The sequence below is a fragment of the Pseudomonas sp. MWU347 genome, from assembly GCF_017947305.1.
GTDB lineage: Bacteria > Pseudomonadota > Gammaproteobacteria > Pseudomonadales > Pseudomonadaceae > Aquipseudomonas > Aquipseudomonas putida_A.
This window is the reverse complement of sequence record NZ_JAFGZB010000005.1, coordinates 357,219-378,554: the sequence shown is the minus strand read 5'-3', so window position 1 is coordinate 378,554 and position 21,336 is coordinate 357,219. Positions and strand designations below refer to the sequence as shown.

14 protein-coding genes are annotated in these 21,336 nt (G+C 61.7%); 9 read left to right on the top strand and 5 right to left on the bottom strand.

Going from position 1 to position 21,336, the window contains the following annotated elements; translation table 11 throughout:
* Nucleotides 1-804, bottom strand: coding sequence for a 2,5-didehydrogluconate reductase DkgB (gene dkgB / locus KCG87_RS13575; protein WP_210557522.1), 804 nt, complete (start codon nt 802-804; stop codon nt 1-3).
* A gap of 291 nt (nt 805-1,095) precedes the next feature.
* On the opposite strand from dkgB, the gene KCG87_RS13570 reads away from it, so the two are divergent.
* The 3 genes from KCG87_RS13570 (at nt 1,096) to KCG87_RS13560 (ending at nt 4,151) form a co-directional block, all read left to right on the top strand.
* Entirely contained in the window at nt 1,096-1,962 is an 867-nt protein-coding gene (locus KCG87_RS13570; RefSeq protein ID WP_210557524.1) for a pirin family protein, read from the top strand.
* Nucleotides 1,963-2,170: 208 nt separating this feature from the next.
* Complete coding sequence (locus tag KCG87_RS13565; protein WP_098968018.1) at nt 2,171-3,613, top strand: mechanosensitive ion channel domain-containing protein; 1,443 nt, start codon at nt 2,171-2,173, stop codon at nt 3,611-3,613.
* Nucleotides 3,614-3,710: 97 nt separating this feature from the next.
* Nucleotides 3,711-4,151 carry a carboxymuconolactone decarboxylase family protein gene (locus tag KCG87_RS13560; protein WP_027614017.1) on the top strand — a complete coding sequence of 147 codons (441 nt, stop codon included), beginning with the start codon at nt 3,711-3,713 and terminating at the stop codon, nt 4,149-4,151.
* Between the two features lie 151 nt (nt 4,152-4,302).
* On the opposite strand, the gene KCG87_RS13555 is transcribed toward KCG87_RS13560, so the two are convergent.
* Nucleotides 4,303-5,895: a DHA2 family efflux MFS transporter permease subunit gene (locus KCG87_RS13555; protein ID WP_210557526.1), complete on the bottom strand. Its 1,593-nt coding sequence runs from the start codon at nt 5,893-5,895 to the stop codon at nt 4,303-4,305.
* The gene (locus tag KCG87_RS13550) at nt 5,892-7,013 is read right to left on the bottom strand and encodes an HlyD family secretion protein (protein WP_139055720.1); all 1,122 of its coding nucleotides are present in this window, start codon (nt 7,011-7,013) and stop codon (nt 5,892-5,894) included. Before KCG87_RS13550 ends, KCG87_RS13555 begins: the two co-directional genes overlap by 4 nt.
* 343 nt (nt 7,014-7,356) lie before the next feature.
* Between KCG87_RS13550 and KCG87_RS13545 the strand changes: the two genes are divergently transcribed.
* Together KCG87_RS13545 and KCG87_RS13540 are read left to right on the top strand one after the other, a co-directional pair.
* Nucleotides 7,357-9,084 carry a ShlB/FhaC/HecB family hemolysin secretion/activation protein gene (locus tag KCG87_RS13545; RefSeq protein ID WP_139055721.1) on the top strand — a complete coding sequence of 576 codons (1,728 nt, stop codon included), beginning with the start codon at nt 7,357-7,359 and terminating at the stop codon, nt 9,082-9,084.
* 113 nt (nt 9,085-9,197) lie between these two features.
* Nucleotides 9,198-13,667: a hemagglutinin repeat-containing protein gene (locus KCG87_RS13540; RefSeq protein WP_210557528.1), complete on the top strand. Its 4,470-nt coding sequence runs from the start codon at nt 9,198-9,200 to the stop codon at nt 13,665-13,667.
* 139 nt (nt 13,668-13,806) lie between these two features.
* Here KCG87_RS13540 and nhaA read toward each other — a convergent pair whose 3' ends face one another.
* Nucleotides 13,807-15,009, bottom strand: a complete 1,203-nt coding sequence (gene nhaA, locus KCG87_RS13535; RefSeq protein ID WP_210557529.1) for a Na+/H+ antiporter NhaA — start codon at nt 15,007-15,009, stop codon at nt 13,807-13,809.
* 221 nt (nt 15,010-15,230) lie between these two features.
* On the opposite strand from nhaA, the gene KCG87_RS13530 reads away from it, so the two are divergent.
* The 4 genes from KCG87_RS13530 (at nt 15,231) to KCG87_RS13515 (ending at nt 19,750) form a co-directional block, all read left to right on the top strand.
* Nucleotides 15,231-15,608 carry a c-type cytochrome gene (locus KCG87_RS13530; protein WP_098968023.1) on the top strand — a complete coding sequence of 126 codons (378 nt, stop codon included), beginning with the start codon at nt 15,231-15,233 and terminating at the stop codon, nt 15,606-15,608.
* Nucleotides 15,609-15,703: 95 nt separating this feature from the next.
* Nucleotides 15,704-16,204, top strand: a complete 501-nt coding sequence (locus tag KCG87_RS13525; protein ID WP_003223490.1) for a sigma-70 family RNA polymerase sigma factor — start codon at nt 15,704-15,706, stop codon at nt 16,202-16,204.
* Nucleotides 16,205-16,244: 40 nt separating this feature from the next.
* Nucleotides 16,245-17,228 carry a FecR family protein gene (locus tag KCG87_RS13520; RefSeq protein WP_210557530.1) on the top strand — a complete coding sequence of 328 codons (984 nt, stop codon included), beginning with the start codon at nt 16,245-16,247 and terminating at the stop codon, nt 17,226-17,228.
* Nucleotides 17,229-17,326: 98 nt separating this feature from the next.
* Nucleotides 17,327-19,750, top strand: a complete 2,424-nt coding sequence (locus KCG87_RS13515) for a TonB-dependent receptor (protein WP_210557531.1) — start codon at nt 17,327-17,329, stop codon at nt 19,748-19,750.
* A gap of 52 nt (nt 19,751-19,802) precedes the next feature.
* On the opposite strand, the gene KCG87_RS13510 is transcribed toward KCG87_RS13515, so the two are convergent.
* Nucleotides 19,803-21,311, bottom strand: coding sequence for a trypsin-like peptidase domain-containing protein (locus tag KCG87_RS13510; RefSeq protein WP_210557532.1), 1,509 nt, complete (start codon nt 21,309-21,311; stop codon nt 19,803-19,805).
* Nucleotides 21,312-21,336: the final 25 nt, after the last annotated feature.

The window sequence follows — 21,336 nt, the reverse complement described above, 5'->3', positions numbered from 1 at the left end:
TCAATCCCACTGCGGGGCAATGCCTTTCGGGCTGGTCAAACGATGGCCGCGCTCCAGACCGGCGATCAGCGCCATGTCGGATTCGCTCAGGGTCAGCGTGGTGGCGCCGAGGTTGCTTTGCAGGTTTGCGCGTTTGGTCGACGATGGAATCACCGCGTAACCCGACTGCATCGCCCAGGCCAGGGTGACTTGCGCCGGGGTCGCTTGCAGGCGTTCAGCAATCTGCCGGATCACCGGATCCTTCAGCACTTCGCCATAGGCAAGGGTCATGTAGGAGGTGATCTGGATGCCTTGGCTGCGGGCGAACTCGACCACTTTGCGGTTTTGCAGGTACGGGTGCAGTTCGATCTGGTTGGTGGCGATGTTTTCCGCGCCAACCGCTGCGATGGCTTGTTGCATCAAGTCGATGGTGAAGTTGGACACCCCGATCTGCCGGGTCAGGCCCAGACGCTTGGCTTCGAGCAGCACGCCCATGAATTCGGCGACTGGCACCTGATCTTCCGGCGACGGCCAGTGGATCAGCGTCAGGTCGAGGTAGTCGGTCTGCAGTTTCTGCAGGCTTTCCTTGAGGCTGTCGATGAGACGGTCCTTGGCGAAGTTGGCGATCCAGATCTTGCTGGTGATGAACAGCTCTTCGCGAGCAATGCCGCTGGCGGCGATGGCCTGGCCGACCTCGGCTTCGTTCTCGTAGATCTGCGCGGTGTCGATGGCGCGGTAACCGAGTTCAAGGCCGGTGCGCACCGAATCGATGACCACCTGACCTTGCAGGCGAAACGTACCCAGACCAAAAGCGGGAACAGACATTGATGACTCCAGGGTTGCAGTGGGAATGGGCAGGAGTATCCGCGTCTGCGTGCTTGGGAAAAACCGCTGCTGGGGCAAAGCACTGTTGAGCAGAAGTCATGAATCTTTCCCGATAGTTGTGTTGTCCGGACTGGCACCTTCGCGAGCAAGCCCGCTCCCGCAAGGATCGAGACTCAACGGTGGGACTGTTCTATAAATGGAACACTAAAGCCGGTTTTTGCCGTCTAGTGCTCAAAACGCTATGGATTTAAGCTTAATCCATTGCGTCACCCACCTTTTCTGGAGGCAACCATGAAAAACATCATCGGTATCTACACCAGCCCTCGCGGCCATTGGGTCGGCGATGGTTTCCCGGTGCGCACCCTGTTTTCCTACGACAACCTGGGCAAACACATCAGCCCGTTCCTGCTGCTCGATCACGCAGGCCCGGCCGAATTCACCCCGACCACCGAGCGCCGTGGCGTCGGCCAGCACCCGCACCGTGGTTTTGAAACGGTGACCATCGTCTACGACGGCGAAGTGCAGCACCGCGACTCCACCGGCAGCGGCGGCACCATCGGCCCCGGCGATGTGCAGTGGATGACCGCCGCGTCCGGGATCCTCCACGAGGAGTTCCACTCGGATGATTTCGCCAGAACCGGCGGCAAGCTGGAAATGGTGCAGCTGTGGGTCAACCTGCCGGCCAAGGACAAAATGGCTGCGCCTGGCTACCAGACCATTCTCGACGGCGATATTCCGAATATCGCGCTGAAGGACGACGCCGGCCGGCTGCGGCTGATTGCCGGTGAGTTCGAGGGGCATAAAGGCCCGTCGCACACCTTCACGCCGATCGACGTCTGGGACCTGCGGCTGAACGCCGGCAAATTGCTGACGCTCGATCTGCACGAGGGACGCAACACCGCGCTGGTGCTGTTGAAAGGTTCGGTGCAGATCAACGGTGCGCAAACGGCGGGTGTCGGGCAGTTGGTGCTGTTCGAGCGCGACGGTCGTCAGTTGACCCTTGAGGCCAGTGAAGACGCAGTGGTGCTGCTGCTCAGCGGCGAGCCGATCGACGAACCGATTGTCGGCCATGGCCCGTTCGTGATGAACACCGAGCAGGAAATTCATCAGGCATTCGCCGACTTCCAGTCCGGGCGTTTTGGCCAAATGCACGGGTAAATTTCACCCCTGTGGGAGCGGGGTTGCTCGCGAAAGCGCAGTGCCAGTCAATGCATGTCTGACTGATCCACCGCCTTCGCGAGCAGGCGCGCTTCCACAGGGGCTTTCCGGTGTTTTTGCGCTGGTGTTCTGCCTCTGAAATCAATTACTCCTACACTTGCCCAATCTGTGCGATCTTCTCGCGACCGGGCCCTGTCGGAGTGCTTTGATGTTGTCTTTTTTGACCGAACATCCGTTGTTTTGCGCGTTGATCCTGATTCTCCTCGATCTGGGCCTGTGGCGCCTGATCAGCTCCCGTGGCAGCGAGTGGAAGCTGCTGGTGCGGGTACTGATTTTCAGCCTGTTCAGCGTGCTGTTGTTCAACGAAGGCCTCAATCCGATGGAGCCGGCGCCGTGGGCCGACAACGTGCCGCTGCACCTGGCGGCGACCGGCTTGCAGATCGGCTGGTGGCTGTTTGGCGCGCGCACCCTGACCGTGCTGATCGGTGCGGTGATGATGCAGCGCGTCGGGCACACCGGGCGGCTGTTGCAGGATCTGCTCGGTGCGGTGATTTTCCTGATCGCGATTATCGCGGCCCTGGCCTACGTGCTGGATCTGCCGGTCAAAGGCGTGCTGGCGACGTCCGGGGCCTTGGCGATCATTGTCGGTCTGGCGTTGCAGAGCACCTTGAGCGATGTGTTTTCCGGGATCGTGCTCAACACCACCAAGCCCTATCAGATCGATGACTGGATCTCGATCGATGGCACCGAAGGCCGGGTCATCGACATCGACTGGCGCGCCACGCGTCTGCAGACCAGTCAGGGCAGCATGGCGGTGATTCCCAACTCGCTGGCGGCCAAGGCCAAGATCATCAACTTCAGCCGTCCGAGCAACATGTTCGGGGTGGCCGTCAGTGTCCAGGTCAGCCCGCATGCCCGGCCCAATACGGTGATCGATGCGCTGGAGCGGGCGATGCAGGGCTGCCGTCCGCTGCTGGACAATCCCTCGCCAAGCGTCGCGCTGAAAAGCTCCAGCAGCGCCGGTGCGGAATATGAAATCAGCGGTTTTGTCTCGTCGATGGATCAGAAGCGCTCAGTGCGCAATCAGCTGTTCGATCTGGCTTACCGGCATCTGCAGGCATCCGGGATCAATCTGTTGTCGAGTATCGAACCGATCGTCGCCGGCAACCTCTCGCGGCCACGGGCGCTGCTCGACAGTTCGCCGATTTTCTCCACGCTGCGCCAGGAAGAGAAAGACACCTTCAGCCAGAACATGACCCTGCAAACCTTCCGTGCCGGCGAGACGATCCTCGACGCCGGGGAGGTCAGCGATCATTTGTTCATCATCGAATCGGGCGTGGTCAGCGTGACCTTGACTCGCCATGGCAGCCCGTTCGAATCCGGGCGCATGGGGCCGGGGGAGGTGATCGGCGAGGCCGGGATTCTGTCCGATTCATCAGTGCCGGCGACCTTCGCGGCGAAAACCTTCTGTGCGCTGTACCGCATCGAGAAGACCTACCTGAAGCCGTGTCTGGATGCCCGCCACGACATCAATGAGGCGATGAAAGCCTTGCTCGATTATCGCCTGCACAAGGCCCAGACCCTGACGCAGGACGTGCCGACCGTGGTGGCGAAAACCGGGTTCCTGCACTGGTTGCGCAATCGCGTGTGACAGGGTGGTCTACTCGTCTTCCGGGAGATTGGCTATTTGTCCGGGGCAAGTGCGGGACTACCTTAGTCACACATTCACTGGCCCCGGAAACTCAATCATGAAAGCTCGTACCGATTTCTACACCGCCTCCCCAGACGCCCTGAAAGCGATGATCGCCCTGGAAACCGCGGTCTCGAAACTGCCGCTGGAAAAGACCCTGATCGAACTGGTCAAGCTGCGCGCTTCGCAGATCAACGGCTGCGCCTTCTGCATCGACATGCACACCGCTGACGCGATCAAGGGCGGCGAAACCCCGCGTCGACTGTTCGCCGTCACCGCGTGGCGTGAAGCGCCGTTCTTCACCGAGCGCGAACGCGCTGCGCTGCTGTGGACCGAATCGCTGACCCAGCTGAGCCTGACCCACGCCCCGGACGAAGACTACGACATCGTCGCGGCGCAATTCACGCCCAAGGAAATGGTCGACCTGAGCGTGGCAATCAGCACCATCAACAGCTGGAACCGTCTGGCGGTGGGCTTCCGCAAAACCCCACAGCTCTGACAGTTCACGGTCGAAAACTGTGGGAGCGGGCTTGCTCGCGAAGGCGTCGTGTCAGTCACTTTAGTGGTTATCTGACACACCGCCTTCGTCGGATCGCCGCCCGGAGCAAGCCCGCTCCCACAGTGAAAAGTGCAAAACTTCAGAAGGGTGATCAATGCGCATCCGCACTCGGCGCGGCCGGTGGTTGCACCTTGCGCATCAAGGGCACCATCGCCGTGGCAATGATGAAGCACAGCATGATCATCAAAAAGGTATCGCCGTAGGTCTGGGTCTGCGCCTCGCGGTAGGTCAGCAGCCACAGTTGACGCAGGCCTGCGGTGACGCCGACGTCACCACTCTGACCCTGTGTCGCCAGATTGCCACCGACCTGCGCCAGCCACTGATTCATCGCCTCGTTGCTGCTGTTCAGATGCTCGGCCAAGCGGGTGAAGTGCAGGTTGGTGCGGTCATTGAGAATGGTCGCGCACGCGGCAATCCCGATCGCCCCGCCCAGATTGCGCATCAGGTTGAACAGCCCCGAAGCGTGCTTCAAGCGCGCCGGTGCCAAACCTCCCAGAGTCAGTGTCACTGCCGGCGGCACCGCCAGTTGCTGGGCGATCCCGCGCAGCGCTTGCGGTAGCATCAACTGGCCGGAACCCCAGTCGTGGGTGATCGGACTGAATTCCCACATCGACACGGCAAACAGGCCCAGGCCGATCATCATGATCCAGCGCAAATCCATGCGATTGGCGAGAAAGGCATACAGCGGAATCGCCATGATCTGGAACACCCCGGTGGAAAAAACCGCCAGACCAATGTCCAGCGCGCTGTAACCACGCACCCGTCCGAGAAACAGCGGGGTCAGGTAAATCGTCGCGAACAGACCGATCCCGGTGACAAAGGAAAAGAAACAGCCTAGGGCAAAGTTGCGATCCTTGAGTGCGCGCAGATCGACGATCGGGTTGGCCACGTGCAAGGTGCGTCCGATGAAGGCCAGACCCGCCAGACCGCTGATCCATGCCGTGGTCAGAATCGTTTGATCGCTGAACCAGTTCCAGCGCGGGCCTTCTTCGAGGGTGTATTCCAGGCAGCCGAGAAACAGCGCGAGAAACACCATGCTCAGGTAGTCCGCGCCCTTGAGCAGCGCCAGTTCCGGCTGGTCGATCTTCACCAGCATCGGCACGGCCACGGCGACGAAAATCCCCGGCACCAGGTTGATGTAGAACAGCCAGTGCCATGAGGAAATGTCGGTGATCCAGCCGCCGATCACCGGACCCAGGGTCGGCGCCAGCGAAGCCACCGCACCGATGGTTGCGGCGGCGATCACCCGTTGTTTGCCGGTGAAGAAAAAGAACGCGGTGGTGAACACCAACGGAATCATCGAGCCGCCAAGAAAACCTTGCAGCGCCCGAAAGGCAATCATGCTCTGGATGTTCCAGGCCACGCCGCAGAGCAGGCTGGCCAGGGTGAAGCCGACCGCCGAGGCGCAAAACAGCCAGCGCGTGGAGAACACCCGCGACAGCCAGCCCGACAGTGGAATCACGATGATTTCGGCGATCAGGTAACTGGTCTGCACCCACGCCGTTTCATCAGTGCCGGCCGAGAGCCCGCCGCCGATGTCGCGCAGCGAGGCCGAGACGATCTGGATGTCCAGCAGCGCAATGAACATGCCGATGCACATGGTGGCGAAGGCGAACACTTTGGTCGCGGTGGCCATGTCGGCGGCGCTGAACGGTTGCGCCGGGGCGGTGAGGGCGGTGCTCATGGCGCGACGGCCACGGCGCTGGTTTCGGCTTGCGCGCGGGTGTCGACTTCAGCGGTCACCGATAGCCCCGGCCGCAGATGGCCGAGCACGCCGTCAGCCGGATCAAGGAGGATTCGCACCGGTACCCGCTGGACGATTTTGGTGAAGTTGCCGGTGGCGTTCTCCGGCGGCAGCACGCTGAATTGCGAGCCGGTGGCCGGGGCGAGGCTGTCGAGGCGGCCGTGGAATTCCTGGCCGGAGAGCACGTCGGCACGGATGCTCACCCGTTGCCCGGGTTTCATCCGCGCCAGTTGATCCTCCTTGAAATTGGCATCGACCCACAGACCGCTGGCCGGCACCACCGACAGCTGTTGCGAACCCGCCTGGGCATAGGCGCCGACCCGCGCGCGGCGGTTGCCGATCACGCCGTCAACCGGCGCGCGCAGCTCGGTGTAGCCGAGGTTCAGTTGCGCCAGATCACGCTCGGCGCGGGCTTGTTGCAGGGCGGCGCGGGCTTGTTGTTTCTGGGTGTCGATCACCGCCAGTTGGCGCTGTGCGGCAAGCAATTCGGCCTGGGCGCGGGCACTCAGGGCCTGGGCGGTCTTGAAGGTGGCGTCGGCGCGTTGGGCGCTTTCCACCGACACGGCATTGGTGCTGACCAGACGTTTGTAACGCGCATTGTCATCCCGCGAGCGGGCGGTTTCGGCACCGGCGGCATCGATGCCGGCGCGGGCCTGGCCGATCACCGCTTGCTGCAGTTGTTCAGTGGCGTCGAGGTTGGCCAGCAGCGCCTCCTCGGCGGCAACGGCGCCTTCGGCTTTGGCGAGATTGGCACGATAGTCGCGCGCATCGAGGCGGATCAGCACGTCGCCGGCCTTGACCGATTGGTTGTCGCTGACCAGCACTTCTTCGATGTAGCCGGCGACCTTCGGGCCGATCACCGTGACGTCGCCACCGATGTAGGCATCGTCGGTCTCTTCGAGAAAACGCCCGGTGCCCCACCAATGACTGGCGTAAACGCCGACCACGACCAGCGCGACCAAGCCAGAGCCGGTCAGCAGCAGGCGTTTGCGCAGTGGCGGCTTGGCGGGGGTGACCGGGGCAGACAGGTCGGGCTCAAGGGTGGGCATGCTGGTCATGGCGTAATACCTGCGGAAACGGGCTGTTATTACGGCTGTAATATGACGTAAGTAATATTTTGTGGCAATTATGTTTTTGTGCCGATCGTCAGTTGCTTACCCGGCCTCGGGGTTTGGAGCGGTTTCGACAAACGACAGCGCCCGTAATACGGGGCCAAATCTTCGAGAACTCGATGAAAGCCCTCGGGGAACCCCTGAGGGACTGACGTTGAACACAGCAAAATCAAATGTTTAAGAAATGTAAGCGTTGTAGGAAGCGTCTTGCATTTGTGTAGGAAGGCTCTGACTATCACTCGCATTGATGAGGTGGCATTACGCTACTTTATGATTGCAAGGATGTTGCGTGCCGTATTTGCTTTGCGCTGTTTTCCGTCGTCGTTCCACGCTTTGCCCGCTGTTGTCGGCCTTTGTGTTGAGTGTGTGTGCCTCCTCGATTCAAGCGGCTGATCCTGTTGCGCCGGGCCAGGAAGTGCTGCGCCAGCAGCAACAGCAACAGCGCGATCTGCAACAACTGCAAATGGAACAACGCAAGCGCCAACTGGAGCGCGGTGCGTTCGGCCCGGCACCGGTCACCCCGGCGATCCCGCAAACCGTCACCCCCGATGAGCGCTGCTGGCCGCTAAGTGGCACGCGTATCGGTGGCGTCACGCTGATCGACAGCGCCAAGCTCAACGCCCGGATCAAACCGCTGCTGGCGCCGTGCATGGGCGTCGGCCAGATCAACCATCTGCTGGCGACCATCACCGCGAGCTACGTCGAGCAGGGCTACATCGCCAGCCGCCCGTACCTGTTGAGCGCGCCGGCGGCGGGGCAGTCGCTGGACATCATGATCGACGAGGGCTACATCGAGTCCATCGAACTGGCCGATCAGAGCCTCCCCGTTTCGCTGGGCGGCGCGTTCCCGCATATGCTCGGCCAGCCGCTGAACCTGCGCGATCTGGAGCAGGGCCTGGATCAATTGAACCGCTTGCGCTCGATCGACCTGACCGCCGACATCGCCCCCGGCAGCCAGCCCGGCGCGTCGCGAATCATCCTGCGCTCGCGCACGGCCGGGCAGTCGCGCTGGGCGTTGGGCCTGGGCATGGACAACCTTGGCAGCGCCAGCACCGGGCGGGATCGCAATACCGTCAGCCTGAGCTTCGACAGCCCGCTGCAACTCAACGATCTGTTGAGCCTCAGTGCCAGCGACACGTTGAATCAGGGCGACCGCTACAGTCGCAACGCCAGCCTGTATTACGCGATTCCCTACGGCTACTGGACCTACAGCGCGTTCGCCAGCCACGCCGAATACCGCGCGCCGTTCAAACTGCCCAGTGCGACCTTGTACAGCACCGGCCTCACCGATCAACTGAGCCTGCGCGCCGACCGCGTTTTGTGGCGCGACCAGAGCCGTCAGCTCAGCGCCAACCTGCAACTGGCGCACAAGGACGTCGACAGCTATCTGGAAAATGTCCGTCTGGGCATTCAAAGCCCGACCCTGACCGTGGCCGAAGCCGGACTCAATCTGTTCTGGCTCGACCGTGCGGTGTGGAACCTCGACTTCACCTATTCGCAAGGCCTGCGCTGGCTGGGCGCCGATGACGACGCCAATCATGCGGTCAACAATTTGCCCAAAGCGCAGTTTCGCAAGTACCGCGCTGGCCTCAGCCAATGGCGCAACGGCCAGTTCGGCGCGCAAGCGTGGCAGTGGCAGAGCCAGCTCAATCTGCAATACAGCCCCGACCCGTTACCGGCCATCGAACAGTTGCTCGGCACCGATGATTCGGCGGTGCGCGGCTATCGGGTCAGCAGCGCATCCGGGGCCAGCGGCGCGATCTGGCGCAACACCTTGCGTCTGCCGCTGCGTAGCGATTGGCCGGTGCAGATCACCCCGCGCGTGGGCCTGGACAACGGCTGGCTCAAGGCCGACCACGGCGCCCAAGGTCAACGCCTGAGCGGCGCCAGCGTCGGGCTGAATCTGGGCTGGAAGAATCTGCAAGTGGACGTCGATTACCAACGCGCCCTCAACACCCCCAACGGTTTGCAGCACGAGCCAGAGACCTGGCTGATGCGCGTGGGGTTGCAGATATGAGCACCAGCGAGACTCATCAAGCAGTGAACAAACCGCCGTCGGATCTGAGCGCGACAGCCACGGCCAAGACTAAATCGCGCGCCGTGATGCCGTACTTACATGGAGACGTTTTTATGCCAGCACACACCTTTGCATTCCATCTTTCTCCTCGGGGCAAACTGCGCTGGGCGATCGCCAGCCTGTTCTTCGCCGTGCACCTGCCCAGCGCCATCGCCGGCGGTGTGGTGGTCGCTCCCGGCCCCGGCGGCACCGCGCAATTGCAGACCCAGGGCGGCGTGCCCATCGTCAATATCGTCGCGCCCAACGGCTCGGGCCTGTCGCACAACCAGTTCCTCGACTACAACGTCGACCGTCAGGGCTTGGTGCTGAACAACGCCTTGCAGGCCGGGCAATCGCAGCTCGCCGGGCAACTGGCAGCCAACCCGCAACTGCAGGGCCAGGCGGCGAGCGTGATCCTCAACGAGGTGATCAGCCGCAACCCTTCGGCCATCAACGGCGCCCAGGAAATCTTCGGCCGCGCCGCCGATTACGTGCTGGCCAACCCCAACGGCATTTCGGTGAACGGCGGCAGTTTCATCAACACGCCTAACGCCAGTCTGCTGGTCGGTCGTCCGGAGTTGAACGACGGCAAACTGCAAGCCTTGAACACCCGCGACGCCAGCGGTCAGTTGCAGATCCAGAGTGGCGGCCTGCGTAACGCCGAGGGTTCGGTCAATCTGATCGCCCCGCGTATCGACAGCCAGGGCCGCATCGATGCCCGCGATCAGTTGAACCTCACCGTCGGGCGCAATCAGGTCGATTACGCCAGCGGTCAGGTCAAAGCCGTGGACCCGGCGGGCAATACCCAGGATCAGCGCATCGACGCCAGCCTGTTCGGCGCGATGCAGGCCGGGCGCATCAATATCGTCAGCACCGCCGAAGGCGCGGGCGTGCGTGTGGGGGCGGTGCAAGTGGCCGGGCGTGACGGCGTGCAGATCCGTTCCGCTGGCGATCTCAGCGTCAGCGGTGAAGCCATCCCCAACAGCCTCGAAGTGACGCGTGCCAGCATTCGCAGCAGTCAGGGTGATGTCGGCCTGCACAGCGGCAACGACCTGACGCTGGCCGCCACCGATGTCAGTGGTCGCGACGTCAACGTCAATGCCAAGCGCAATCTGACCCTGAGCACCGTAGAAAGCCGCAAGCTTCAGGAAAAACGCGAGAACTGGAGCAACAGCACCATCGGCATCACCTGGGAAACCTACGATCGCACCCAGACCGACAGTGAAACTCGCCAGCACGGCAGCCAGATCGTCGCCAGTCGCGACGCCAGGCTGACCTCCGGCAAAGACACCGAACTCAAAGCGGCCAAAGTTGAAGCGGCGAAAAATCTCGATGTGCAAAGCGGCGGCGATCTGCGCCTGACCGCGGCCACCGAAAGCCACACCCAGACTGATCAGGGCAACCATCGCAAGCATCTGTGGAAGGCCGACTGGAACAACAGCAGCGAAGAGCAGCGCAGCATCGGCAGTCAGTTGAAGGGCGGCAATATCGCTCTGCAAACCGCCGCGTTGCTGCGCTCCGAAGGTGCCGAACTGAACAGTGCCGGCGATGTGAAACTGGCGGGCAAGCAAGTGGACGTCACCACGGCCACCCGCACCAGTCGCAGCAATAACAACAGTTACTCCGGCGACCTGGTTGGCGGCGGATTCTTCGGCAAGACCGGTGATGCCGACAAGGGCCAGACCCGGCATCAGGGCAGCAAAATCAATGCGGCCGGCAAACTGATCGTCAAGGCTGACGACGTGCGCATCAGCGGCAGCCAGGTCCGTGGCGGCACCGAGGCCAGCGTGATCAGCGATCAGGGTTCGCTGGTGATCGACGGTGTGCAGGACACTTCGCACAGCAACAACCACGACAAGGACAGCAAATTCTTCGGTATCACCAAGGACGAGTCGCGGCAGAATTCCAGGGACAGCACCACGGTGCGCAGCGAGCTGGTTTCCGACAGCAACCTCAAACTCAAGAGCGCCAAGGACATCGAAGTGGCCGGCTCCACGGTCAAGGCTGGCGGCGCGCTGACGGCGGACGCTGCGGGGGATGTGAACGTGCATTCCACGCAGAACACCCACGACAGCAGTTCGACCACCGAGACCCGTGGCTTCGATGCCTACGCCAAAGAGCAAACGCCGGAGCAATACCGCGCCGGGGTGCACTACGAAGACAAGCAGCAGACCGTCACCCGCAACGACGTCAACCAGCAAGGCTCGAGCCTCAGCGGCGGCAGCGTGCAGGTGAAGGCGGGCGGCGACCTGACGATCAGGGGCGGTGAAGTCAAATCCACTGCTGGCGATACCACGCTGAGTGGCAAGAACGTGTCGTTGCTGGCCGAACAGGACAGCCACAAAACTTCGACCGACACCTCCAGCACCGGCGGTGGTTTCTACTACACCGGTGGCCTCGACCGCGCTGGCAGTGGCGTCGACTTTGCCCACAGCACCACGCAAGACAGCAGCAGCAAAACCACCGCGCAAACCACCCACGTGCAAAGCAGCGGCAGCCTGAACATCAATGCCGACAAACTGCTGACCGAAGGCGCGCAGGTCAAGGCTGGCAACGGTCTGAACGTCGCGGCCAACGAGGTCGACAACCGCGCCGCCAGCAACACCGAAAGCAGCACTCACAACCAGAGCAAGTGGTCGGCGGACATCGGCGCCAACGTCGAGTACAAGGACATCGCCCGCCCGATTGCCGGTGCGGTCAAGGATGTGCTCAACGGCAAGGTGCCGGACAAGGAAGCCCTGAGCAATCTCGGCCAGCCGAACGTCGGCCTCGACGTGGCGATCGGTCACGGCAGCGCCGACAAGACCGAGCAGAGCAGCAACGCTGTGGTCAGCCGTTTCGACGGCGGCAGTGTCGACGTGAAAACCGCCGGCAACCTGCACGACCAGGGCACCCAGTACAGTGCGAGCAACGGCATGGTCAACATCAGCGCTGACAAACTGGTTGCCGATGCCGCGAGCAACACTCACAGCAGCACCGATAACTCGGTGGACGCCAAGGTCGACGTGCGCGTCTACACCAAGACCGGCGAGGACGTGAACGTCGCCGGCAGCGGCGCGGGTGGCAACAGCTACAGCAGCAAGGACAGCAGCACCGCAGTGGTCGGCGGTTTTGCCGGCAGCCAAGGCGTGAACATCAAGGTGGGCGGTGATGCGCAGTTCGCTGGCAGCCGTTTCGACGGCGGGCAGGGCGGTGTGAACATCAAGACCGGCGGCGATCTGGCGCTGAATCAGGCTACCGACCGCCAGAGCAGCAGCGACTCCAGCCTGCGCGGCAACGGCTCGCTGACGGTCGGCACCTTGCCGGGCACCGACGGCACCAACGTCGACCTCGGCGCTGGCTTCCAGCTTGATCACACCGGCAAGCAGACCAATGACACCCAGGCTCACGTGGCGAGCATCAGCGGCAACGGCCCGGTGCAACTGAGCAGCGGTGGCAATCAGGTTCAGCAAGGCACGCAGATCGACAGCGTCGGCGGCATTGAGCTGCACGCTGACGGCAAACTCGATCTGCAAGCGGCCGTTGATACCCACACCGCGACTGGCAGCAATCTCGGCGGCGGCTTGAAGGGCGGCGGCAGCAAATCCAGCAGCGAGAAGAGTCGCGATCAGGGCGGTAATCTGAGCGGTAACTTCAACATTGGTCGGGTCAACGAAAACTCGCAAACCCTGACCGGTGGCCAGCTCAACAGCCAGAGCAACGTCGCCTTGAGCGGTGACGCGGTGCACCTGCAAGGCACGCAAGTCAGCGCGCCGAACGTCAGCATCGATGCGCAGAAGGGCGGTTTGGTTCAGGAATCGGCGCAGTCCACCGAGAGCCGCAACAACTGGAACGTCGCGCTGAATGCCGGCGGCAACCTGAGCAGCAAGACCCCGACCGCAGCCGATGAAAAGGCCAGCAGTGACCACGGCTTCAACGCCGGGGCCAAGGTCGGCGTCGATTACCTGCAAGGCACCACCCAGCAGAACAGCCAGATCAAGGCTGACAGCGTGGTACTCAATAGCGCAGGCGATGCACAACTGTCTGGCGCGCGGATCGACGCGAACACTGTCGGCGGCAAGGTTGCCGGTGATCTGACCGTCGAAAGCCGTCAGGACTCGAAGACGCAGGCCAAGGTCGATGTTGATCTGGGCCTGACGGCGAAGAAAAATCCACCGAGCGACAAGGAAAAACTCGCCGGCACCGACTATAAACCGACGCTGAAAGCGCAAGGCGAATACGCGCACAAGGACAGCGTGGTGCAGGCGTCCGGCATCAGTGGCAATCAGGGTGTGAAGTTGAACGTTGGTGGTGGTACGCAGCTGACCGGCGCACGGATTTCATCGACGGACGGCAAGGTCGATCTGGGCGCTTCGAAGGTCGTTGGCAGCGATCTGGTCAACCGTGAATATGGGGTGAAAGCCGGACTGGACCTGCCGCAGAAAACCGAGGAGAACGCACCGAAGGTATCGTTCGATAACGGCAATCTGAAAGTCGGTCCGGTGACCCTGAGCGGCAATCTGGACAGCCAGACCCTACAGGCCGGGATCGACGAAAAAGGCTGAGCAGCACCGCTGTAAAAACTGTGGGAGCGGGCTTGCTCGCGAAGGCGGTGGTTCAGTCGATAAATTAGCTGACTGAATTGACGCTTTCGCGAGCAAGCCCGCTCCCACATTGGTTTTCTGTCTCGACCCGATCTGGCGGTCAGCTCGAAGCCTTCGCCTTACCCGCACTCATCAGCACGACCACCGCCAGCAGCGCGGACAAAATCGAACCCAGCAACACACCCACCTTCACCGAGTCGACCAGATGCGGCGCGCCCGGGAAGGCCAGTGCGCCAATGAACAGGCTCATGGTGAAGCCGATCCCGCAGAGCAGGGCGACGCCATACAGCTGCAGCCAGCCCGCGCCTTGCGGCAGTTGTGCTAGACCACTGCGAATCGCCAGGGCGCCGAGGCCGAGGATGCCGATCTGCTTGCCGAACAACAGCCCCAGCGCGACGCCCAGCGGCACCGGCTCAAGCAGGTTGCTCGGAGAAATGCCGGTCAGCGACACACCCGCGTTGGCGAAGCCGAAAATCGGCACCACGGCGAACGCCACCCACGGATGCATTTTTTCTTCGAGGTAGAGCAGCGGCGAGTTGTGCTCGTCTTCGGGATTTCCCAGCGGAATGCACAGGGCCAGAATCACCCCGGCGAGGGTCGCGTGGATCCCCGATTGCAGCATGAAGAACCACAGGAAGGCGCCGGCGATCAGGTATGGCCAAAGCTTTCTGACACCGCAGCGGTTGAGGATTACCAGCAGTGCAATCACCGCCAACGAGGCCAGCAGCATGCTCACCGACAGGCCGCTGGTGTAGAAAATCGCGATGATCACCACTGCGCCCAGGTCATCGAGGATGGCCAGCGCCGAGAGGAAGATTTTCAACGAGACGGGCACTCGTTTGCCCAGCAGCGACAGCACGCCCAAGGCGAAAGCAATGTCGGTGGCGGCGGGGATCGCCCAACCGCTCAGGGTCTGCGGATTGCCCCAGTTGATCGCGACGTAGATCAGGGCCGGGACCAGCATCCCGCCCAGCGCGGCGAAGCCCGGCAGCGCGCGCTGACCCCAGGTCGACAACTGACCGGCGAGCATTTCGCGCTTGATCTCCAGGCCCACCAGCATGAAGAAGATCGCCATCAGGCCATCATTCACCCAATGCTCGATCGACAGACCGGCGATCTTGATGTGCAAGGTCGAGAAATACGTGGCCGCCCAAGGCGAGTTGGCGACCAGCAGCGCGGCCAGGGCAGCGGCCATCAGAATCAGGCCACCGGCGGACTCGGCGGCGAAAAATCGCGAGAGAAAGGCCAGGGCAGAAGGCGACTCCTGACGGGCAGCCTGCAGGCGTGACGGATCGTGGCTCATAGGCACAGCAACTCCGCGCGGCGGCCCGACCTGCGCTGAATTAAACCTGCCCTGCCGCGTTGTTGCGGTGGCACCCGGGCGGCATTTTACACAATAGGCGGGACGGCTGCGAAAAACTCGACGACGTGGGTCGCTGCCCGGCAATTTCTCGATACGTGGAAATTGGCTTCCTGATGTGTGCTTAGCTGTGCGTCGTCCGTTTCAGCCTCTGCTCTATAAAAATGAAAACAACCCTCGTCACCTTATTCGCTTTGTTATCAGTCATTCAGACCTCCCTGTCCGTTGCGGAAAATGCCAACGGCAAAAATCTTTATGTCCAGCGCTGTGCTGTGTGCCACGGCGCCGATATCAAGGCAACCGGGCCATTGGCCAATAAAAGCAATCCGCCAACGCCTGACCTGACAACAGCCACCTTCAAGAAACGCCTTAAGGATTATCCGGGCGTCATCGTGTCCTCGATCATCCTTCGTCCCAATGGAAACCTGATTCCAAAAACCTTGCAGGACAACGGCGTGAAGATCGCGCCGCACGCCTGGAGCGTTCAGGATTTTCGCGATCTGCATCAATACATGAGTGAGGTGATTGCAAAAGCACGATGACCTGGAGATGAACGGCGGATCGGGTCTCCAAGGAATGAATTGCCGGCCTTAATAGGAAGCATTACTATTCACGGCTCTTTCCCCAGCACGCTGTCATGAACCCCATGCTGCCCCGCAGACCCGGCTTTTTCGAGCATTACGAAGAGTTGATCGGCACCTGGACTCGGCGTCTGCGCAACCGCGCGCAGGCCGAGGATCTGGCGCACGACACCTTTGTGCGGGTGCTCGAATCCGATTCGGCAGCGGTGCAGCAGCCACGGGCGTATCTGCACCAGACCGCACGCAACATCGCGGTCGACGGTTATCGGCGTGAGGATCGACGGGAAGCCATGGAGTCGCAGGCGATCGATCACAGTGTGTCGTCAACCGGCGACCCGGAGCATTACATGCAGGCGATCCAGTTGGCCGACTCCATCGAACGGGCGCTGCAGGAGCTGCCGCTCAACTGCCGGAAGATTTTCGTCTGGCAGAAGATCGAAGGGCTGACCCAGGCGGAAATCGCCGAACGCCTGGGGCTGTCGAGGAACATGGTCGAAAAGTATATGATCCGCACCCTGCGCCACTTGCGCGATCGCCTCGACGGCATGCAGTCATGAGCGGCCACCGCGTTTCATCCCCAGCCCGACAGGACATTCCATGATGGATACCCGTGATTGCGCGTGCGGGCAAACAACGGTGCGCGATGAGGCGGCACGCTGGTTTGTGCGTTTGCAGGAACCGCTGATCAGTGCCGACGAACAGCAGCGCTTCGACGCCTGGCTGAACCAGCATCCGCAACACCGTGACGAATTCCAGTTGCTGCAAGGCCTGTGGACGGCGGCGGATCTGCTGCCGGCGCCACGCCTCAAGGCCCTCGTCGAAACCCCGCCGGCCCGTCGCGAACGTCGCCCGCTGCTGCGCTATGCCGTGGCCGCCAGTGTGCTGGCGGTGGCGCTCGGCCTCGGTCTGTTCAGCGGTCTGAATCACCCCGACGGCTACAGCGCCGAGTTCGCGACGGCGCTGGGTGAGCGCAAGCATGTGGCGCTGCCGGACGGATCGGTGATCGACCTGAACAGCCGCAGCCGTCTGCAGGTGCGTTATGAGAAGGACCGGCGGTTGATCGAATTGAGTGAAGGCGAGGCGCTGTTCAGCGTTCAGCACGACACGGCGCGGCCGTTCGTGGTCGAGGCCGGCAGCGGCAAGGTCACGGTCACCGGCACGCGTTTCGATGTGCGCCGCGATGTCATGCAAACCCGGGTCGCGGTGGAGCAGGGCACGGTCAAGGTGCAGGGGCGCAATGCGCCGGACAACGAGTTCATCAACTTGACGGCAGGTCTCGGTACCCACGTCGATGCCGAGGGTCGCGTCGCCGCCGCATATGCGGTCAACCCCGCCGAACTGACGGCGTGGCGCAGCGGCAAACTGGTGTTCAACAACGCCAGCCTCGGCGAAGTGGCAGCGGAAGTTTCGCGTTATCGCGACAAGCCGCTGACGGTCAGCAACCCGGCCGTGGCCAGTCTGCGCCTGACCAGCGTGTTCAAATCCGACAACACCGACGCCTTGCTCAAGGCCCTGCCAAACATCCTGCCGGTGGCCGTTCGCACCCTGGCCGATGGCAGTCAGGAAATAATTTCAAAATAACATTCAGGTTTTTTTCGAGTTCATCGTCTTCCTGTTCAACTGCAACTGGTTTGCATTAACAGACGCACACTCTTGCGCTCCACAGGACTACGTTCGACGTGAAAAACACCTCAACCAACAACAAAAAATCCCCTTGGTTACCGCTGGCCCTGACGTTGGCGGTCAACGCCGCCGTGCCGCTGGCTTTCGCCGCTGAAGCCATCCACATCCGCGCCCAGCCGCTGGGTCAGGCCCTGAGCGAACTGGGCCAGCAAACTTCGCTGCAAGTGTTTTTCAGCCCGGATCTGGTCGCCGGCAAACAGGCGCCGGCGGTTGACGGCAATCTTTCCCCCGAGCAGGCGCTGCGCCAATTGCTTCAGGGCAGCGGCCTCGACTATCAGATCAACGAAGGCTCGGTGACTCTGGCGCCAGTCGCGACCGCCGCCAGCAACGGCCCGCTGGAACTGGGCGTGACCGACATCAAAGTGGTCGGCGACTGGCTCGGCGACGCCGATGCCGCCGTGGTACAGAACCACCCGGGCGCACGCACGGTGATCCGCCGCGAAGCCATGGTCGAGCAGGGCGCGATGAACGTCAGTGACGTGCTCAAGCGCGTGCCGGGCGTGCAGGTGCAGGACTCCAACGGCACCGGCGGCAGCGACATCGCGCTGAACGTCGGCGTGCGTGGCCTGACTTCGCGCCTGTCGCCACGCTCCACGGTGCTGATCGATGGCGTGCCGGCCGCGTTCGCGCCGTACGGTCAGCCACAACTGTCGATGGCGCCGATCTCCTCGGGCAACCTCGACAGCATCGACGTGGTACGCGGCGCCGGTTCCGTGCGTTACGGCCCGCAAAACGTCGGCGGGGTGATCAACTTCGTCACCCGCGCCATTCCGGAAAAAGCCACCGGGGAAATCGGCACCACGCTGGAGACCACCCGGTACGGCGGCTGGAAGCACATCGACACGGCGTTCCTCGGCGGCACCGCCGACAACGGCATGGGCGTGGCGCTGCTGTACTCCGGGGTCAACGGCAACGGTTACCGCGAGCGCAACAACGGTAACGACATCGACGACGTGCTGCTCAAGACCCATTGGGCGCCGACCGATCAGGACGATTTCAGCCTCAACTTCCATTACTACGACGCCAGCGCCGACATGCCCGGCGGCCTGACGCAGAAGCAGTACGACGACAAACCGTATGATTCGGTGCGCGATTACGACAACTTCAGCGGTCGGCGCAAAGACGTGTCGTTCAAGTGGATCCGGCAGATCGACGAGCGCACCCAAGCAGAAATTCTCACCTACTACACCGACAGCTTTCGCGGCAGCACCATCGCCGCCCGCGACCAGAAAACCCTCAGCTCTTACCCGCGTTCCTACTACACCCTCGGTGTCGAACCGCGTGTGTCGCGGGTGTTTGACGTCGGCCCGACCACGCAGGAAGTCAGCGTCGGTTATCGCTACCTGAAAGAGGCAATGCACGAACAGTCGAGCCGTCTGGCGCTGGTCAATAATCAGCCGGTGGTCACCCCGACGTCCGACGGCCATGTGTTCCAGGATCGCACCGGTGGCACCGAGGCCAACTCGGTGTACGTCGACAACAAGATCGACGTCGGCAACTGGACCATCACCCCGGGCATTCGCTTCGAACACATCAGCACTGACTGGCATGACCGCGCCGTGCTCGACACCGCAGGCAAACGCGTGCCGGAGAAAAACCGCAGCATCGAAAGCAACGAACCGCTGCCAGCGCTGAGCGTGATGTATCACCTGTCGGACGCGTGGAAACTGTTCGCCAACTACGAAACCTCGTTCGGCAGCCTGCAGTATTTCCAGCTCGGCCAGGGCGGCTCGGGTGACCAGACCGCCAACGGCCTGGAGCCGGAAAAGGCCAAGACCTACGAAATCGGCACGCGCTACAACGATGACGTGTGGGGCGGGGAAGTGACGCTGTTCTACATCGACTTCGATGACGAGCTGCAATACATCAGCAACGATGTCGGCTGGACCAACCTTGGCGCGACCAAGCACCAGGGCATCGAAGCCTCGGTGCACTACGACATGGCAGCGCTCGATCCGCGTCTCGACGGTCTGACTGCCAACGCCGGTTTCACCTACACCCGTGCGACTTACGAAGGCGAGATTCCGGGCTTCAAGGGCCGTGATCTGCCGTTCTATTCGCGGCAGGTGGCGACCGTGGGCTTGCGCTACGACGTCAATCGCTGGACCTACAACATCGACGGTTTTGCCCAGTCGAAACAGCGCTCGCCGGGCACCGGGGTCAACGCCGATGGCAGCTTCAACGGCAACTACATCACCGAAGGCACGGCCGACGGGCAGTACGGCGACATCCCGGGTTATGTGACCTGGAACGTGCGCGGCGGGTATGACTTCGGACCGCAGGTGTCGAACCTGAAGCTCGGCGCCGGGGTGAAAAACGTCTTCGACAAGCAGTATTTCACCCGTTCCAGCGACAACAATTCGGGGATGTATGTGGGCGCACCGCGCACGTTCTTTGTGCAGGCCAGCGTCGGATTCTAGCGCTGGGGGGCGCTGAACCGGTTTCACACGGCTCAGCTACATCAGGCCTGAGCTATTGAGGAATCAGAATGTCGATGGTCGGTCCGGGATTCCCCGCCAGGTCTGCGCCTTTGAGGCAGACGTTTTGCCGGCCATTGGCGACGGAAACATGGAACACACCTGTGGAGGGTGATACATGTTGAAATCCCTGCCCATTATTGCAATTGATGCTTCCGGGCTGGCCATACTTGTATTGAAATCGGGAGGGATCCAGATCCGGTACAACCGGAAATACTCTGATGTCGTATTCGTCGCCACCCACAAATTCGACATGATAGGCAGGCTCCAGCGGTGCGGGCGCCTCCATCAACCAGCGCCAATAGACGCTAGGGGTTCTTCCGGCCCACTGCCCGGGTGCGTCCGTAGGTCGCTGTTGGCCAATCAGGCAGAGAAAGTACAGGCCTGAGCCGTCTTTGAGTTCATGACTCAATTGATTATCAGCGTCCGGTTCAGCCGTTTGCACTGGGCTGTAGCCATCAAGGTTCTGACATTCGTCCAGACTGCGCGTAAAGCGATAGCGGTAGTAAGGCGCGGTTGTGGTGAAAGTTTGCAGCCATCGCCAAGGCACGACTTGTCCATGTTCGTCGCGCTCGACCTTAATGTAACCGCTGTTTTTCGGCGAACCAGGAAACGACCAGTTCTCTCCAAGCGGGCAACCGCCCAGACGTGGATTGAAATGCCCCTTGGCGAAACAGGCGCCCAGTCCATCGGTTGTGGAGGCGTAGTTGGTGTCGCTGCGTTTATCGACCTGTCCCCTCGAGACTTCGCAGGGCGCGCCTTTGTTGCAGCGATCGCGCTCACTCCCGCGAGTGGTGGTGCCCAGCACACCCACAACTTCATTGGTGTAACGCGCAAGCAATGGCGAGCCTGAAAGCCCACTGACAACATCGAGGCAACGGTTGCTTGGTTGTCCGACCCAACGCCATGGGCCTTCAATGATCGCTGCCGAGTGTTCCTGCTTGCAGGCCATGCGCTGAATGAAACCGCTCATGGGCGCGCCGGTGATCAGAATATTGTCTTCGGCGACCAGCGGGGTCTGCGCCAATTTCAACGGCTGGATACCGTCTCTGATCAACTGTTCGAGAGGCTGTTGAAGTTCAACGATAGAGAGGTCTTGACCGCGTAGCGTGCTCCAGACAATGCGACTGACGCTGTAGGAATGGCTTTGCGGTTGCGTGTCAAAAAAATAATTGAACGTCACCCGACCCTTTGCCGGTTGATTGACGATGATCTCGTTATTAGCTATCTCCGGGTGTGTGCAGTGTCCGGAGGTCAGTACGTAGGCGGGTTGCGACACTGTACCGGGTTCTCGTGTGTCAATGAGCGTGCCGGAGCAGGTCATGCCGCCTTCAACTTCAACACGGCCAATGGCTTGCCAATGCGCATAGTTCCCGCTGGCATTGGCCAGCCGCTCAGCAGGCGCAAAATTGGCAGTGCCTTCGCCCCAGTCGTATCGATTAACGGAAGCGCATCCCTGGAGAATAGTGATTAGCGCAATAACTGATCCTGTTCCAATGTTCATGCCGGATTTCCTTTCCTCCTGAGCT

Bases quoted from the DNA above. Each gene is read 5' to 3' on its own strand.
- dkgB (WP_210557522.1), bottom strand. From the start codon at position 804: ATGTCTGTTCCCGCTTTTGGTCTGGGTACGTTTCGCCTGCAAGGTCAG.
- KCG87_RS13570 (WP_210557524.1), top strand. From the start codon at position 1,096: ATGAAAAACATCATCGGTATCTACACCAGCCCTCGCGGCCATTGGGTC.
- KCG87_RS13565 (WP_098968018.1), top strand. From the start codon at position 2,171: ATGTTGTCTTTTTTGACCGAACATCCGTTGTTTTGCGCGTTGATCCTG.
- KCG87_RS13560 (WP_027614017.1), top strand. From the start codon at position 3,711: ATGAAAGCTCGTACCGATTTCTACACCGCCTCCCCAGACGCCCTGAAA.
- KCG87_RS13555 (WP_210557526.1), bottom strand. From the start codon at position 5,895: ATGAGCACCGCCCTCACCGCCCCGGCGCAACCGTTCAGCGCCGCCGAC.
- KCG87_RS13550 (WP_139055720.1), bottom strand. From the start codon at position 7,013: ATGACCAGCATGCCCACCCTTGAGCCCGACCTGTCTGCCCCGGTCACC.
- KCG87_RS13540 (WP_210557528.1), top strand. From the start codon at position 9,198: ATGCCAGCACACACCTTTGCATTCCATCTTTCTCCTCGGGGCAAACTG.
- nhaA (WP_210557529.1), bottom strand. From the start codon at position 15,009: ATGAGCCACGATCCGTCACGCCTGCAGGCTGCCCGTCAGGAGTCGCCT.
- KCG87_RS13530 (WP_098968023.1), top strand. From the start codon at position 15,231: ATGAAAACAACCCTCGTCACCTTATTCGCTTTGTTATCAGTCATTCAG.
- KCG87_RS13525 (WP_003223490.1), top strand. From the start codon at position 15,704: ATGAACCCCATGCTGCCCCGCAGACCCGGCTTTTTCGAGCATTACGAA.
- KCG87_RS13520 (WP_210557530.1), top strand. From the start codon at position 16,245: ATGATGGATACCCGTGATTGCGCGTGCGGGCAAACAACGGTGCGCGAT.
- KCG87_RS13510 (WP_210557532.1), bottom strand. From the start codon at position 21,311: ATGAACATTGGAACAGGATCAGTTATTGCGCTAATCACTATTCTCCAG.